Source organism: Aurantiacibacter sp. D1-12 (assembly GCF_028858515.1).
Classification (GTDB): Bacteria; Pseudomonadota; Alphaproteobacteria; order Sphingomonadales; family Sphingomonadaceae; genus Alteraurantiacibacter.
This window is the reverse complement of the sequence record NZ_JAPJZJ010000006.1, coordinates 1-14,259: the sequence shown is the minus strand read 5'-3', so window position 1 is coordinate 14,259 and position 14,259 is coordinate 1. Positions and strand designations below refer to the sequence as shown.

At 60.0% G+C, this 14,259-nt stretch carries 12 protein-coding genes, 1 tRNA gene and 2 pseudogenes; 4 read left to right on the top strand and 11 right to left on the bottom strand.

Annotation, left to right across the window (positions count from 1 at the left end; genetic code table 11):
- Positions 1-98 precede the first annotated feature (98 nt).
- Complete coding sequence (gene putA / locus OOZ52_RS12075) at positions 99-3,206, bottom strand: bifunctional proline dehydrogenase/L-glutamate gamma-semialdehyde dehydrogenase PutA (RefSeq protein ID WP_274698785.1); 3,108 nt, start codon at positions 3,204-3,206, stop codon at positions 99-101.
- 16 nt (positions 3,207-3,222) lie between these two features.
- Here putA and OOZ52_RS12070 point away from each other — a divergent pair, with 16 nt between their 5' ends.
- On the top strand, positions 3,223-4,026 hold the full coding sequence (locus OOZ52_RS12070) for an Nmad3 family putative nucleotide modification protein (RefSeq protein WP_342454960.1): 804 nt from the start codon (positions 3,223-3,225) through the stop codon (positions 4,024-4,026).
- Here the strand turns inward: OOZ52_RS12070 and OOZ52_RS12065 are convergent.
- The 4 genes from OOZ52_RS12065 to ftsE are packed head-to-tail and all read right to left on the bottom strand — an operon-like array spanning position 4,023 to position 6,909.
- The gene (locus tag OOZ52_RS12065; protein ID WP_274698783.1) at positions 4,023-4,715 is read right to left on the bottom strand and encodes a lysophospholipid acyltransferase family protein; all 693 of its coding nucleotides are present in this window, start codon (positions 4,713-4,715) and stop codon (positions 4,023-4,025) included. The two genes, OOZ52_RS12070 and OOZ52_RS12065, sit on opposite strands and share 4 nt — an antisense overlap.
- Positions 4,716-4,725: 10 nt before the next feature.
- Positions 4,726-5,253 (bottom strand): YdcF family protein, encoded by a 528-nt coding sequence (locus OOZ52_RS12060; RefSeq protein WP_274698782.1) that lies wholly within the window; start codon positions 5,251-5,253, stop codon positions 4,726-4,728.
- Positions 5,254-5,290: 37 nt separating this feature from the next.
- Positions 5,291-6,187, bottom strand: a complete 897-nt coding sequence (locus tag OOZ52_RS12055; RefSeq protein ID WP_274698781.1) for a cell division protein FtsX — start codon at positions 6,185-6,187, stop codon at positions 5,291-5,293.
- Positions 6,184-6,909 carry a cell division ATP-binding protein FtsE gene (gene ftsE, locus OOZ52_RS12050; RefSeq protein WP_274698780.1) on the bottom strand — a complete coding sequence of 242 codons (726 nt, stop codon included), beginning with the start codon at positions 6,907-6,909 and terminating at the stop codon, positions 6,184-6,186. The genes OOZ52_RS12055 and ftsE overlap by 4 nt, the downstream gene beginning before the upstream one ends.
- Positions 6,910-7,070: 161 nt before the next feature.
- Here ftsE and OOZ52_RS12045 point away from each other — a divergent pair, with 161 nt between their 5' ends.
- The 3 genes from OOZ52_RS12045 (at position 7,071) to OOZ52_RS12035 (ending at position 10,628) form a co-directional block, all read left to right on the top strand.
- Positions 7,071-7,856 (top strand): zinc-ribbon domain-containing protein, encoded by a 786-nt coding sequence (locus OOZ52_RS12045; protein WP_274698779.1) that lies wholly within the window; start codon positions 7,071-7,073, stop codon positions 7,854-7,856.
- 113 nt (positions 7,857-7,969) lie between these two features.
- Positions 7,970-8,057 (top strand) — tRNA-Leu (locus OOZ52_RS12040).
- 336 nt (positions 8,058-8,393) lie between these two features.
- Positions 8,394-10,628, top strand: a complete 2,235-nt coding sequence (locus OOZ52_RS12035; protein WP_274698778.1) for a CHASE2 domain-containing protein — start codon at positions 8,394-8,396, stop codon at positions 10,626-10,628.
- Between the two features lie 16 nt (positions 10,629-10,644).
- On the opposite strand, the gene OOZ52_RS12030 is transcribed toward OOZ52_RS12035, so the two are convergent.
- From OOZ52_RS12030 to OOZ52_RS12010, 6 genes and pseudogenes are all read right to left on the bottom strand, one after another.
- Positions 10,645-11,661, bottom strand: coding sequence for a FecR domain-containing protein (locus OOZ52_RS12030; RefSeq protein WP_274698777.1), 1,017 nt, complete (start codon positions 11,659-11,661; stop codon positions 10,645-10,647).
- Complete coding sequence (locus OOZ52_RS12025; RefSeq protein ID WP_274698776.1) at positions 11,654-12,106, bottom strand: hypothetical protein; 453 nt, start codon at positions 12,104-12,106, stop codon at positions 11,654-11,656. Before OOZ52_RS12025 ends, OOZ52_RS12030 begins: the two co-directional genes overlap by 8 nt.
- A 120-nt stretch (positions 12,107-12,226) precedes the next feature.
- A pseudogene (locus tag OOZ52_RS12860) lies at positions 12,227-12,499 on the bottom strand (DDE-type integrase/transposase/recombinase); the annotation flags it as partial.
- Positions 12,500-12,511: 12 nt separating this feature from the next.
- Positions 12,512-12,811: pseudogene (locus tag OOZ52_RS12855) on the bottom strand (hypothetical protein); the annotation flags it as partial.
- A gap of 495 nt (positions 12,812-13,306) precedes the next feature.
- Positions 13,307-13,564, bottom strand: coding sequence for a hypothetical protein (locus tag OOZ52_RS12015; protein ID WP_274698774.1), 258 nt, complete (start codon positions 13,562-13,564; stop codon positions 13,307-13,309).
- The coding region (locus OOZ52_RS12010; RefSeq protein ID WP_274698773.1) for an RHS repeat-associated core domain-containing protein at positions 13,564-14,259 on the bottom strand (696 nt) is incomplete at its 5' end. The genes OOZ52_RS12015 and OOZ52_RS12010, both read right to left, overlap by 1 nt.

The window sequence follows — 14,259 nt, the reverse complement described above, 5'->3', positions numbered from 1 at the left end:
CTACGGCTGCCTTTACTCAGGTGGAAAGCGTGACACGAATGGTTCTGGGGGCAATTGAGCTACATTCGCTACAAAGCTGATCGTGCTGTATGTTCCGCTCACCCCCCAGCCAGCAAGCTCGCATTGCCGCCGGCGGCAGTCGTATCGATCGTCGTTACCCGCTCGGTCGCAAACCGTGTCACATAGTGCGGGCCGCCAGCTTTGGGGCCGGTGCCGGATAGGCCTTCGCCGCCGAAGGGTTGGCTGCCGACGACTGCGCCGATCTGGTTGCGGTTGACGTAGAAATTGCCGACCTTGGCGTGCATTTCCACGAACTTGCGGGTTTCCTCGATGCGGCTGTGCAGGCCCATCGTCAGGCCGTATCCGGTCGCGTTGATATCATCGATCACCTGCCGCAGTGTGCCCACGGGGTAGCGCACGACGTGCAGGATCGGGCCGAAGTGTTCCTCGTCCAGATCGAGGATCGAGCCGATTTCGATAATCGTCGGCGCGACGAAGTGGCCGTTGGCGCATGTATCGGGCAGCGGCAGGCGGGTAACGGGGAAGCCTTCCGCCTGCATCTCGGCAACGTGGGCTTCCAGCTTGTCCTTCGCCTCCTGGTCGATCACAGGGCCGACGTCGGTGGCGAGGTCAGCAGGATCGCCTACCACAAGCGCATCGAAGGCGCCCTTGATCATCTCGAGCATCGAGTCCGCGATGTCCGATTGCAGGTAGAGCACGCGCAGCGCCGAGCAACGCTGGCCCGCGCTCTGGAATGCGCTTGAGACAACATCGCGGGTCACCTGTTCGGGCAGCGCGGATGAATCGACGATCATCGCGTTCTGGCCGCCGGTCTCGGCAATCAGCGTGCCGATCAGGCTGTCGCGCTGGGCGAGCGTGCGGTTAATGGCGTGCGCGGTTCCGGTCGACCCGGTGAAGGCGACACCCGCGATGCGCGGATCGGAAGTGATGGTAGCGCCGACCTTGCCGTCACCCGGAACGAATTGCAGCACATCCTTGGGGATCCCTGCTTCGTGGCACAGGTCGATGGCGAGTGCGGCGATCAGCGGGGTTTGTTCGGCGGGTTTGGCGAGCACGCAATTGCCCGCGGCGAGCGCGGCTGCGGCGGGACCCATAAAGATGGCAAGCGGGAAGTTCCACGGGCTGATGCAAGCGAAAACGCCGCGTCCGTGCAGGCGCAGCAGGTTGGTCTCGCCCGTTGGTCCCGGCAAGGGTTGCGGGGCACCGAACAGCATGCGCGCTTCGCAGGCGTAATAGCGCAGGAAATCGACCGCTTCGCGCACTTCGAGAACCGCGTCGGGCAGCGACTTGCCCGCTTCGCGCTGACATAGATCGAGCAGGCGCGCCATGTTTGCTTCGAGCAGGTCGGCGGCAGCACTGAGCAGCGCAGCACGTTCCTCACCACCGCGCGCGTCCCATGTCGGCTGGGCGGCAACGGCGCGGGCAATAGCAAGGTCGATGTCTTTTTCCGTCGCGGAAACCCAACCGCCGACTTCCTCTCCCGAAAACGGAGAGCGTACGGGGAACATCTGTCCGCCGCGTTGCGCGCGCAAGGTGGGGCGAGCGAGCGGATCGTCCTGCGTCCATTCGGCCAGCTCTTCACGCAGCGGGGCGAGCACCAGTGGATCGGCAAGATCGACGCCCATCGAATTGAGACGGTTGGGATAGATGTCAGCAGGCAGCGGGATGGCCGGATTGCGGCGCGGGGACATCGCGGTGAGTTCCTCTACCGGATTGCCCGTCATCTCCTCGATCGGCACGTCGACATCGGCCATGCGGTTGACGAAGCTGGAGTTCGCGCCGTTTTCGAGCAGGCGGCGAACGAGGTAAGCGAGCAGTTCCTTGTGACCGCCGACCGGCGCGTAAATGCGCACACGGGTGGGGCCATTGTGCTCGATCCTGGCGAGCACGTCATAGACCTCTTCACCCATGCCGTGCAGCCGCTGGAACTCGAACGGGGTAGAGCCCGCCAGCGACTTGATCGCGGCGATGGTGTAGGCGTTGTGCGTGGCGAATGCGGGGTAGATCGCATCGTCCGCGGCCAGCAGTTCCTTGGCGCAGGCGAGATAGGACACATCGGTTGCGATCTTGCGGGTGAAAACCGGATAGTCGTCATGCCCGCCGACCTGGCTGAGCTTGATCTCGGCATCCCAATAGGCGCCCTTGACCAGCCGGACGAAGAACTTGCGGTCATGCTTGCGCGCCAGCCGCGCGGCCCAGCGGCACATGGGCACGCCGCGCTTCTGGTAGCCCTGAATGGCCATCCCGAAGCCGTCCCACCGGGTGCCATCGGACTTGGTGAAGAGGCTGTCGTCTTCTGCCAGCGCCTCGATGATATCCATGCTGAGCTCAAGCCGCTCGGCTTCCTCGGCATCGACGGTGAAGTGGATATCGGCCTCACGCGCTTGCTCGGCAAGATCACGCAGGACCGGCACGATATGCGCACAAGCCGCCTCTGCATGAAGGAAATCGTACTTGGGATAGAGCGCGGACAGCTTGACCGAAATACCCGGCCCGCCGTGCACGCCTCCCTCTTCTCTCGCGAGCCGCTCGATCGCGCGGGCATAGGCCTGGCGGTACTTCTCGGCATCGGCCATGGTCATCGCCGCTTCGCCGAGCATGTCGAACGAATGGACAAGGTGCTTTTTACGCTCTGGCGCGGCGCGTTTCATCGCCTCGTCAATCGTGCGGGCATAGACGAACTGTCCGCCAAGGATCTTCATCGCCTGCTGCACCGCCTGCCGGATCACCGGCTCACCTAGGCGGCCCGTGGTCCGGCGGAGTGTATTGGCGAGGCCCGTTTCACGCTTGTCGCCGCCGCGCAGCACTTCACCCGTCAGCATCAGCGAGAATGTCGCCGCATTGACGAACATGCTCTTGCTTTCGCCAAGGTGCTCACCCCAGTCCATGTTGGCGAGTTTGTCCTTGATCAACGCATCGGCGGTTTCCTGATCGGGAATGCGCAGCAGAGCCTCTGCCAGGCACATCAGCGCGATGCCTTCTTCCGTGTTGAGACCATAGGTCGCAAGGAACGCATCGAGACCCTTGCTGGTGCGTTTGCGCGCGCCTTCGATCAGCTGCGCAGCGAGCGCGCTGGCTTCGCCATGATGGGCGGTAACGGTGGCGGCCTGGTCAAGCCGCTCGGCGATGCAGGCTTCCTCTTCCATGCGATAGGCAGAACGAAGCGCGAGTCGATCAATCGTCATATGATTCGCCCTTTGCATGGGGTTCAGGCGCAATCAAGCAAAGTCGATAGGGGTGGCTTTGCAAGGTATCGGCGCTAAGGCGGGAGCGATGAAGATCATCTTCTCTCGCAAGGGGTTTGATAGCAGCGCCGGGGGCGGGCCTTCGCCGATTGTGGATGGGCGTGCGCTCAGCTTGCCGATTCCCGATGGGCAAAGAATTTCGCGCACAACATACGGTAACCTGGGGCTGGGCGGACATGCCAAAAGGGCGAGCAGGGGGAAGCTATCGGGGCGCCATCGCTGCCACAACGATCCGATGTTTTTGGAGAGCGGGGCCGCGATGCTCGGCCAGTGCGGCGCGGCGCAGACGCATCTTGCCAATCACGGTGTAGGACCGGGGGACCTATTCCTGTTTTTCGGCTTGTTCTGCGGAGACGATGGCGATCCGCATCACCGCGTTTTCGGATTTCTGGATATCGAACGCATGGTTGATCTGACGACGTGCAGCGAGGCAGAACGCGCCGAATTTGTCGCGCTCGATCACCCGCACGCGCTGGGTCTGCATGCCTCCAACGATGCGATCTATTGCGGCCGCGGGGCGAGCAATGCGCCCGCACTGGACGCATTGCGGCTCACGATTCCGGGCGAGAACCCGTCGCTTTGGCAAGTGCCGGCATGGCTGGAAGAAGTCGGTTTGTCTTATCATGCGCGGGAGACCCGCTGGCTTGGCCAGGGTCGCTTGCAAAGCGTTGCGCGCGGGCAGGAATTCGTCGCCGATGTAGGTGAGCGCGAAGACGTGCGCGAGTGGGCGCGAAGCATTATCGAACTGATCGAGAGTTAGTCCGCCTGCGGTGCGTTCAGCGCGTTGATCGCTTCGTGGACGCGGCGTTCGACTTCCTCACGCGGCAGGCCGGGTTCGATCACTTCGCCGAAATGCCAGGTGATGGTGCCTTTGTTTTTGAGGAACGGACCATAGACCGGACCACTGTTCACGGCGACCGGTACCACCGGCAGCTTGAACAACTTGTACAGCCCCGCAAAACCGGAACGCAGCTTGCGGTGTTCACCATGCGGCACACGCGTGCCCTCCGGAAAGATCACAATCGGGCGGTCATCGGCAATCGCCTTCTTTCCTGCCTTCAGCATGGCCCGTAGCGCCGTTGCGCCCTGATCGCGCGCCACCGGAATCAGGCCATAGGCAAGCCCTGCTCGGCCCCAGAAGGGCAACTCGAACAGCTCTGCCTTGGCCACGCCCGCAGGGTGATCAAAGGTGTGAGCCATCGCAATCGCCTCGAAGTAGCTTTCATGCTTGATAGCGTAGAGCGCCGGGCCATCTGGCCGTTTGCCCGTTTCGACGATTTTCAGCCCGAGTAGACGTGTGCAGCACCAGTGGTGCCAGTCAGACCAGGTATCGCACAGCGGCCGCACCCATTGTGGGCGGATATAGGTTGCCGCTGCAGCGCAGGCCGAGATCAGCAGAGAGCCGATATAGAAGGCAATGTAGAATGCGATGTTGCGCAGGATCATCATGGCATTGGCCTCAGCCCAGAGCCTTCAGCAGCCATGCGGCGATGAACTTGTGATACTCGACAAACAGGGTCATCAGACTGGCTTCGGACCGCACCGCATCGCGCACCACGCGAATGTTGTCCGGCAGCTGGCTTTCTAGCTCTACCGCCGCGCGGCGCATGTGCCAGTCTGCGGTAACCAGTCGCAGCGAGGTGTAGCGCTGGGTCTCCATCCACTCTGCAGTCTCGCGCGCATTGCCGCGGGTGTCGAGCGCGGAGAAGCCCAGCTCCACGCAGCATTCCATCTGCCGGTCGGGCACGTTGTATTCGGCCTGAAACTCGCCCGGCTGCACTACGACATCGACGCCGGTGACCAGCATCTGTTCGGCTGCGCCCTGCTGGAGCATGTCCAGTCCGCGCTCGATACGCCCGCCGCTTCCTGTAGGCACAACAATGGCATCGGTTTCCGACAGCGCCAGCGGTTGTGGCAGCGTTATCGCGAACAACACGAATCCCAGCGCCCACACGATGAGCGGAATGGCGATAATACGGCGGATCATGGCCGGACTTTCGTTCCTTGGGTCAGCGTATCGGTCATCACAGCATGCGCCTCAATGCCGCAATTACCGTGAACCGCGCGGTAATGACAGCCAGCACAATGCCGATGACCGGAATGGCCCCTATAATGATCCAGTCGACGGGGCCAAGCCCCCCTCCCGCAACAAGGCCCGATCCGAGCCCGGCAAATTGCTGGCCAAGTACGAAGACAGCGGCGAGACCGAGCAGCAGGCCAGCAGCCCCGCCAAGCGCTGCATCCCACGCGACAGAGCGCTGGAAGATACCGGCGATTTGCCCGTCGGAGCCGCCGAGGTGGTGAATGACTTCAATGGTATCACGGTTGGAGCCCAAGGCGCTTCGGGCTGCCAGCCACACGGCTGCCGCGCTGGTCAGCGTGAGCAGGACGATCAACCCGATTGCGAGGAATTGCAGCGAGCGGATGGCATCGAACACGGGACCAAGCCAGCTGGCCTGTGCATCGAGGCGGGCAGCGGGGGCCTGCGCCAGCAATTCGCTGCGCATTTCGGACAGCCGCGCAGAGGTGACCGGGCCGGAGAGCCGCACATCGACGAGCGCAGGGATGGGCACACCGTCTTCCTCGCTCGCACCCATTTCGCCCAGCCACGGCTCGAGCAATTCGGCCAGCTCATCATCGGGTACGCGGCGGACCGAAGCGACATCGTCGCGGTTGGAGAAGTAGGAGACGGCACGTTCAGCCTGACGGTCCCGCTCGGCAGGCGCGCCTTCCACGATTTGCACCGTGATGCCGCCGGAAATCTCGTCGCGCGCATTGTCGGCGACGTTTTTGAGCGCGAGGCCCGCTGATGCTGCCATCACGGTCAGCGCGATCATGATGGCGATCACCCAGGGCATCGGTCCGGCAATGCGGGCCTGCTGCAGGATGCGCGCGGAATCGCCAAAGGCAGCGCGGCTCATCGCCCGTTTCCTTCACGTTTGGGAGGGTATTTGAGCGCGCCCGTCGGATCGGACAGGCGCCCCTTGTCGAGTCGCATGATCAGCGAATCCGGCACCTTGCGCAGCAGGTGCACATCGTGCGTGGCGACCACCACGGTCGTGCCAAGGCGGTTGAGCGCTTCGAACAGGCGCAGCAGTTTCACGGCCATTTCGGGGTCGACGTTGCCCGTCGGTTCGTCCGCCACCAGCACTTCAGGCCGGGCGATCACGGCGCGGGCAATGGCGACACGCTGTTGTTCCCCGCCCGATAGGGTTTCGGGCCGCGCTTCCATGCGGTGTTCCAGTCCGACCCATTCGAGCATGTCGGCCACCGGCTTCTGGATCTGGCTCTCGCTCATACCGGTGATGCGCAATGGCAGAGCCACGTTGTCGAAAGCAGAAAGGTGCGGGACGAGGCGGAAATCCTGAAACACCACCCCGATCCGCCGCCGCACATCGGGCAAGGCCTTGCGCGGCAGGGTGATCACATCCTCTCCGAACATGGAAATCATGCCACGGCTGGGGCGTTGGGCAAGGTAGAGCAGCTTGAGCATGCTCGTCTTCCCCGCGCCGCTGGCACCGGTCAGAAAGTAGAAACTGCCCGGGTAGAGCGTGAAGGAAATATCGCTCAAAACCTCGCGGTCGGTGCCATAGCGCAGCCCGACATTGGCGAACTGGACAATCGAGCTATCGGAACCGGCCATGGCGCCTAGCTAAGGCCTTGCGGTGGCAACGGAAAGGGCTATCGGGCCGTGCGACAGTGAAAATTGCGCTGCTCCTTGTGGAAAAAGCGGCAAGCAGAGCAATGCTTGGCGCTGTTAATCTTGTTGCCGCGCCCGCCCGCGCCTAGGAATCTTTGAGGTCCATGATCATTCAGTGCCCCGCCTGCTCGACCAAATATGTCGTGCCTGATGCCGCCATTGGCGTGGAAGGCCGCACTGTGCGCTGCGCGAAGTGCCGCCACAGCTGGTATCAGGACGGTCCGGTTGTTGACGTGCCTGAGAAGCAGGAAGAGGTCGCAGCGCCGCCGCCGCCAGCGCCACAGCCGGAGGACGCTGTGCCCGCTCCGGTGCAAGAGCCGGAAGCGGAAGAGGCCCCGCTTCCCGATCCTCCGCCATCCCCGCCGCCGCCTGCGCGAGAGGAAGTACCCCCGCCGCCGGTCGAGACGATCTACGGTGATGACGAGCCTTCGCACTTCGATCACGAGCCGCCGTTCCGCCCGCGTCGCAATCCGCTGAAGCTGTGGACCTGGGCCGCGGGCATTTTTGCCGTGGTCGCCGCAGCCACTATTTTCGCTGTGTCCTATTGGGGGCTGCCTGATTGGGTGCCGGTTGATCGCCCGACCTTCGCTGCCGGTGACGCCGACCTGCAACTCGATTTCCCGCCCGACCAGTGGGAACGACGCACGCTGCCCAACGGGACGGAGTTCTTCGGCGCGAGCGGCACGGTCACCAATATCGGCACGACCACTCGCGAGATTCCGACCATCTTGATCGTGCTACGCGATTCGCGTGACCGGATCGTCTATTCGTGGGAAGTTCCGCCACAGCAGCGCACGATTGCCCCGGGTGAAACGCTGGTGGTGAACGAGGCGGTGACCGACGTTCCGCGCTCTGCGCGCAACGTGCAAATCGGCTGGAAACCCGAATAGGCTGCAGCCTTGTTTTACGCAGGCGAATAGAGTGCTTGCAGCCCCCAAACCCTTTTGCTAGTGGCGCGCTCCTACCAAGGCGGACCGACCTGCGGTCCTTCCTTCATTGATGTGCGGTCGTGGCGGAACTGGTAGACGCGCAACGTTGAGGTCGTTGTGGGTGAATAGCCCGTGGAAGTTCGAGTCTTCTCGACCGCACCATCTCTTTGAGTTTATAACGACAATTCAAAAATTTAGACGAAGGGTTGATAAATAGCCCACCCTTCAGCCCACCTCAAATCATGCGTCACAGCGATCATGAGTGTGTCGCCATGTTCAGTTTATTTGGCGACTCCATGCGGCCCTGATAATGTCTAGCGACCCGGGTGTTTGTTAAACCCAGGGCATCGCGATGCTCTTCAAATATGGAGACATCGTGATGAGGATAGTTTCAAAGCGTCAGCTAAAGGAGATGGTTCTCTACCAAGACCATGAGCGCTCCCCTTGCTTGCACATGCGCCTAGGGCGAGCCTATGCTGTGCACCGGGGGATGACACAGTGATTGATAAGCTACGGCGACTTGGTCCGGAAGTGGCCGGCCTATTGGTCTTGCTTCTCGTTGCGCTGCTGCAATTTGCAAACTTCGTGCCGTTTGAACGCATGCGCTGGCAAGTATTCGATTTCTATCAGGCTGCTGCACCGCGAATCCAAGAAGGCGATGGACAGGTTGTTGTCGTCGATATTGATGAAGCATCCATAGCGCAGCTTGGGCAATGGCCCTGGCCACGCACTGATCTTGCCAAACTGACACGCCGACTTGGCGAAGCGGAGGCGGTTGTGGTTGCATACGATATCGTCTTTTCCGAACCCGACAGGACTTCGCCGGCGGCCATCGTGCAACGGTATTCTCAGCTTGGAGAGAATGGCACGCTTGGGGCAGATTTCGCCAACTTGCCGAGTCATGATGCGTTGTTTGCCGAGGCGCTTGGCACTGTCCCGACTGTAACCGGCTTTTTTCTCGACTCAGCCGAGATAGGGCGCGATGTAGAGCTAGCCGCCAGCTTCACCATCAACGGCACCATGCCGAGTACAGATGTGCGCGAATATCCCGGCGCACTCTTACCACTTCCAGAATTGGAGGAGGCATCGGCCGGAATAGGATCGGTCACTATCGATCCCGACGCCGATGGAATTGTCCGGCGTGCAAGCATGGTGGCCATCCATCGCGGAGTTTTGGTGCCGACGCTGTCACTGGAAACCGTCAGGGTTGCGCAGAATCTCGGCTCGCCAAACTTGTTGGCAAGCGATGGTTCTGGCCAAACGCTTTCTTTTCCGGGTGCCGCCGTATCGGTACGACTCGGTGATACAGAAATTCCGGTAAACGATGCCGGAGAAATGTGGATACATTTCCAGCCGCCAAATTCGATTGAGATGATCTCTGCCGCGCCGATAATCACCGACGCGATGAGCGACACCGAATTGGCCGATGCGGTCGCGGGCAAGATCGTCTTTGTCGGTGGCAGCGCGCAAGGCTTACAAGATCTTGTTGCGACACCCGTCAGCGCGGATCAGGTGGCTGGCGTTACCGTCCATGCAGCTGCAGCCCAGCAAATCCTGTCGGGCGAGTTTCTTGACCGGCCTGATTGGGCCCTCGGGCTCGAACTGCTGCTCGTGCTCGTTCTTGGCGGTGGGCTGGTATTGCTGCTGCCAAGGCTTGGCGCGTTGCCCGGCGCTCTGGTCGCTGCTTGCATGATAGCGGCGGTCACGGCATGCAGCTGGCTGGCCTTCACCCAGCTCCGCTACCTTCTCGATCCAACTTATTCGCTGATTGCAATCGCCACGATCTACGTCGTACAAACAGCTGCGGTGTTCTTCCGCGAAGAACGTCAGCGGCGCTATATTCACTCAGCTTTCGACCGCTATCTTTCTCCTGAAATGGTACGCCAGATCGCGGCCAGTCCAGAAACGCTGGAGCTTGGAGGTGAGGAGCGCGATATGAGCGTGATGATGTGTGACATTCGCGGTTTCTCACTCATTGCCGAACGTCACACTCCACGCGAAGTCATCGAATTCCTGATCGATTTCCTCTCGCCGATGAGTGAAATCCTGCTCGCTCACAAGGCTACGCTCGACAAGTATATCGGCGATGCGATTTTGGCTTTCTGGAACGCGCCCGTTGACGATCCGGACCATCACCGTAACGCAGCGCGTGCAGCGCTGGAAATGATCCAGGCAACAGACAAACTCAACAACGTCATGGCGGGCCGCACCGATGTGGTCTGGCCGGGCGAGGTCAAGATTGGCATCGGTCTCAATTCGGGCGTGTGCTGTGTCGGAAACATGGGCTCACGGCAGCGCCTATCCTACACACTTATCGGAGATACGGTGAATGTCGCCTCCCGGTTGGAAGGGCTGACCAAGCAATATGGCGTGCCGATTATTGCAGGCCACGCGCTAGCCGATAAGCTGGAGGGGTTCGCGCTGCTGGAAATAGATCGCGTGCGAGTGGTTGGGCGCGCAGCTCCGGAAACAATCTTTGCATTGCTTGGCGATGAAAGCATTCGGATTGATGATGGGTTTGTGCGACTGGCGGAAAATCATTCCGCCCTGATTGACGCCTACCGGCATCAGAACTGGGATAAGGCTGATCGCCAGTTGGAACAGAGCCGTACGCAATATGAAGCTCTTGGCATTGCAGGCTTGCATTCTCTGTACTGCGACCGGGTCGCGCAACTGCGCAACAACACATTGGCCGAAGATTGGGATGGCGTTTTCGAAGCAACCCAAAAGTAATATTTAGCGCGATTAGCTAATCGATTTTAGGATCGGTCGATGGCGGCGATTCCGCTGTTTCATCCTGGGATTGATCAGGTGGTACTTCCGCTGTTCCTAACACATCATCTTGCGGAGACTGCGGCTGACGCGGCGGTATTCCAGCAATTGGCGGATCGTTAGGTTGATCAGGATTGTCTGCGGTGGACGCACCTGGCGCGTCATCGTCACCATCAGCAAGCAAAATGCCGATCGCAGCCGCTCCGATCGCGATTGGTATCAGCGCTTCTAGGAGACCGCCGCCGCTGTTCGCGCGGGCAACTTCTGGTGCAAGCTCCTCCTGCACGTCGGCCAGACCGTCGTCCGAAATGCGAAAAGGTCCGATTGGCGGTGAACCGTTGAAGGGAATGTATGCTGCCTGACCGGGTTCGCTGAGTATCACAGTGACACCCGCAGCCTCAACCTCAACCAATCCAATCGTCAGCCCGCCGCCGGTATTTGCACCCGGTCCGCGCAAGATCACCAGAGTCGCCTCATCGTCGTCGCTACGCATCCCGCCGACGCTATCTTCATCCTCAGCGATATCCTCGGCTTCCTCGCCGACCAGTATGTCGAGCGCAGTTCCGCGAATGCCAATCCGGCCAGCTGGCGTACGGATATTGGTATCGCTCCCGTTATCCTGCCTGCCGGACAAGTAGCGCAAAGCGCCCCTTAGGAAGGTCACTACTGTGGAACTGCCGCCATTGGGATCATAGACATGCCGATCTATCCGCACGCTCGAACGTGCGCCGATGCCGTAGGATGAGCGGTCAAGGAGCAATATCTGCAACTGTGAACGGCGTTCGGTTTCGATCAGATCGCCCCATGCGATCCTGTCCCTACGCCGCACTTCGCGCGGGCGGCGTAAAGTGTTGTTATCCAACGTGACTTCGCCCACCACGGCAGATGCATTCCCGACTTCGGTTCGCTGGGCATGGGCCGGGGCAACCAGCAGACCTGTTGCGAGCATTGTGCCGCAAGCAAGCGACACGAACAGGCGTTTGGTTTTATACATTACCTAATTCTTTCTTGCTCGAATCCACCGGCTCGCGATTGCCGTCCTGTGCGGACAAGACACGAAACTCGCTGCTCGCAGTCGCGCAGCGGGCGCGCAATTCGGCCAAGTTCTCTCGGCCAAAATCATCCTCGTCCATATTGTCGATTTCGACACGAGCGCCCTGCTGATCGTCAATCGCGCAGAGGTAATAGGCATGCAGCATACGTGCATTGAGCGAAGTTGGATGCACGGCCATGACACGCTCCAGCGTTGCCAAAGCTTCGAGTAAAAGGCCGCGTCCAGCCTGATCCTGTGCGGCGGCGATACCGCTCGCTTCATCGACTGAAACATCGGAAAGCCTATCCAGCTCCTCGAAGGATTGTGCGTGCAGTGGACTGGCAAGGCCCAATCCACCAGCACTCAGCAGCACGAGACAGGTGCGCTTGATCACGAAAATCGGCATTTAAGCCCCCCTTTGCACTCAGAGATGCTTATGTCATGGAAGCGCGCCGCAAGGCAAACTTGCTGTCAGACCAACCGCAACTCGTCTCCGATTGGCGCAGCAATGGCAGAGTTGAACGGAGTTGAAGTGGTTGTAGATGTTGGCGTGAACGGAAGCGAAATTTTGGAGAGACTTCATCCTGCGAAATCTCTGCATAACCCGCTCTCGTCGTCGAAAGGGTAAGTGCGAGTTTTCGGCCCGATTGTTGAGCCGCCTTCCCATCTCGCGGCGACTCTCATTGCCCAATTCTCGCATGCTTGAAGGGTACTTTAGATCACCGGTGGCAATCTTCTCAGCCTGACCCTGACAGCGAAGCGCCTTGCGAAAGAACTTCAATGCAGGCTTTGTGTCTCGTTTCTGCATGAACCTGCCCAGCGTCGGCGAGTACATGCGGGCTTTGTAGTAGTAGAGGCCGAGCGCCTCGAGCCAGATCTGGCCGGTGTACTGGAACCGCCCGGTGTTGCCGGTGCCCGGTACGCCGTAGGGGTCGTAGGTGTTGGCACTGGTCAACACACCCCAGCGCCAGCGATTGGTGCTGTATACGATCGAGCCGCGTGCGTCCGAGTAGAGATAGATCGCATTGTTGGCCGCAGTGGTCGATCCGGCAAAGCTCACCAGCGGATCATCCACGCCCGCAGCAGGCCCGTGCAGGTAGCGCGCGAGCATCGTGCCCGATGTGCTGTACTCGCCCACAAGCGCATCGCCATCGTAGAGGAAGCGCCGCGTGTCGGTCAGCGCGCCATTGGTGTAGGAACGCACCTCGTACAGGCGCCCCATCGGATCGTATTCGAGCTGCGCTGAAAGCGCTCCGGTATAGCCGGTGGTGTTGGTCGGGCAGGTTGAGCCCACCCGCGCGCGCATCTGTACCAGGCGGTTCTCGTTATCGTAGAGATAGGCGTAAGTGCCATCCGCGGTGAGGTTGCCGTTGGCATCGTGGCAGATGCCGTTGCCGTTGATCTGGGTATACTGGTTGAGACCGTTGACGGTGTAGTTCGCGGTCGTGGTGCCTGTGGGATGCGCATTCCACGCGAACACGCCGTTGGTGCTGGTTTCCGTGAGGATTTGCGAGGCGGGGTTGCGGGTGGCTAGATTTGCGGTGCTCAGAACTTTGTTGAAGTTTAGAAGTTATTGCAACTGTCACCGTAATCCTGCAGTCTTAGCTCAATATAGAGTGAATCCTCTTAGCAATTCAATTTCTGACACGCTGACTTCAACAATCTCATCGACTATCATCTGCTGCAATACATAATGATCCACAAGAGTAGATCGCTCAAACTCTCTCCTAACCGTTTCGATTGCCAGGGCCGTAGCTTCCGCCGACGACGAAGCCTGCACAAAGCGTCCAGCAAAGAAACCTGAGAGTTCCCCAGTTTCTAGCGGTAGAAGTGAACCCTCCAAAACGACCCGAAATGTGTTCATTACCTGACACCTGCTCGATCAATTTTCATCAGTTTCACGCTGAAGCCCATTCTGGATACGTTCAATTTCAGCTTCTCTCTCTCTTCGCCTTCCAACACGTTCCCGTCTTGGTCGCAGGCACCAATGTCAGCGCAAGGCGAAGTGCTCTCTCCTAGCAACAAGGATATTGGGTCTCCAGCCTCCAAGGCATCCAATGCCGTAGTAGTGACTGTTGTCACGGTCGCCGCCGCCGTTGACCAAAATGTATGGCCCGTATTGCCTTCAGTTTGATAGTGTGGTCGACCAACATTGCCGGTTTCATTGCCATTACTGTCCCGAATTTGATGCCCCTCGTGTCTACGGATATTTTCTGGTTCATTTGTGCTAGCCCGCTCAATCGAGCGCGCCTGCTGGCGATTTTCAGCTTGGATATTACCTCCACGACGACGCTCGCGTATCGCATCTGACCTTGAGACTCGCCTTATTCGCCTGACACCTGCGTTGACCAGCCGAACAATCCACGGACCCAAGCCACTAAAGTCCACCAAATTTACTGGATCATTCGCCACATACCCATAGAGGTTCACATTATCCTCATACCCGATGGGATCGGTCTGCATGAACCTGCCGAGGGTCGGCGAGTACATGCGGGCTTTGTAGTAGTAGAGGCCGAGCGCCTCGAGCCAGATCTGGCCGGTGTACTGGAACCGCCCGGT

Coding starts and splice junctions, on each gene's coding strand:
- OOZ52_RS12060 (WP_274698782.1), bottom strand. CDS start 5,253: ATGATCCGCCGTATTATCGCCATTCCGCTCATCGTGTGGGCGCTGGGA.
- OOZ52_RS12065 (WP_274698783.1), bottom strand. CDS start 4,715: ATGATGATCCTGCGCAACATCGCATTCTACATTGCCTTCTATATCGGC.
- OOZ52_RS12015 (WP_274698774.1), bottom strand. CDS start 13,564: ATGAACACATTTCGGGTCGTTTTGGAGGGTTCACTTCTACCGCTAGAA.
- OOZ52_RS12055 (WP_274698781.1), bottom strand. CDS start 6,187: ATGAGCCGCGCTGCCTTTGGCGATTCCGCGCGCATCCTGCAGCAGGCC.
- OOZ52_RS12045 (WP_274698779.1), top strand. CDS start 7,071: ATGATCATTCAGTGCCCCGCCTGCTCGACCAAATATGTCGTGCCTGAT.
- OOZ52_RS12070 (WP_342454960.1), top strand. CDS start 3,223: ATGGGGTTCAGGCGCAATCAAGCAAAGTCGATAGGGGTGGCTTTGCAA.
- ftsE (WP_274698780.1), bottom strand. CDS start 6,909: ATGGCCGGTTCCGATAGCTCGATTGTCCAGTTCGCCAATGTCGGGCTG.
- OOZ52_RS12030 (WP_274698777.1), bottom strand. CDS start 11,661: ATGTATAAAACCAAACGCCTGTTCGTGTCGCTTGCTTGCGGCACAATG.
- putA (WP_274698785.1), bottom strand. CDS start 3,206: ATGACGATTGATCGACTCGCGCTTCGTTCTGCCTATCGCATGGAAGAG.
- OOZ52_RS12025 (WP_274698776.1), bottom strand. CDS start 12,106: ATGCCGATTTTCGTGATCAAGCGCACCTGTCTCGTGCTGCTGAGTGCT.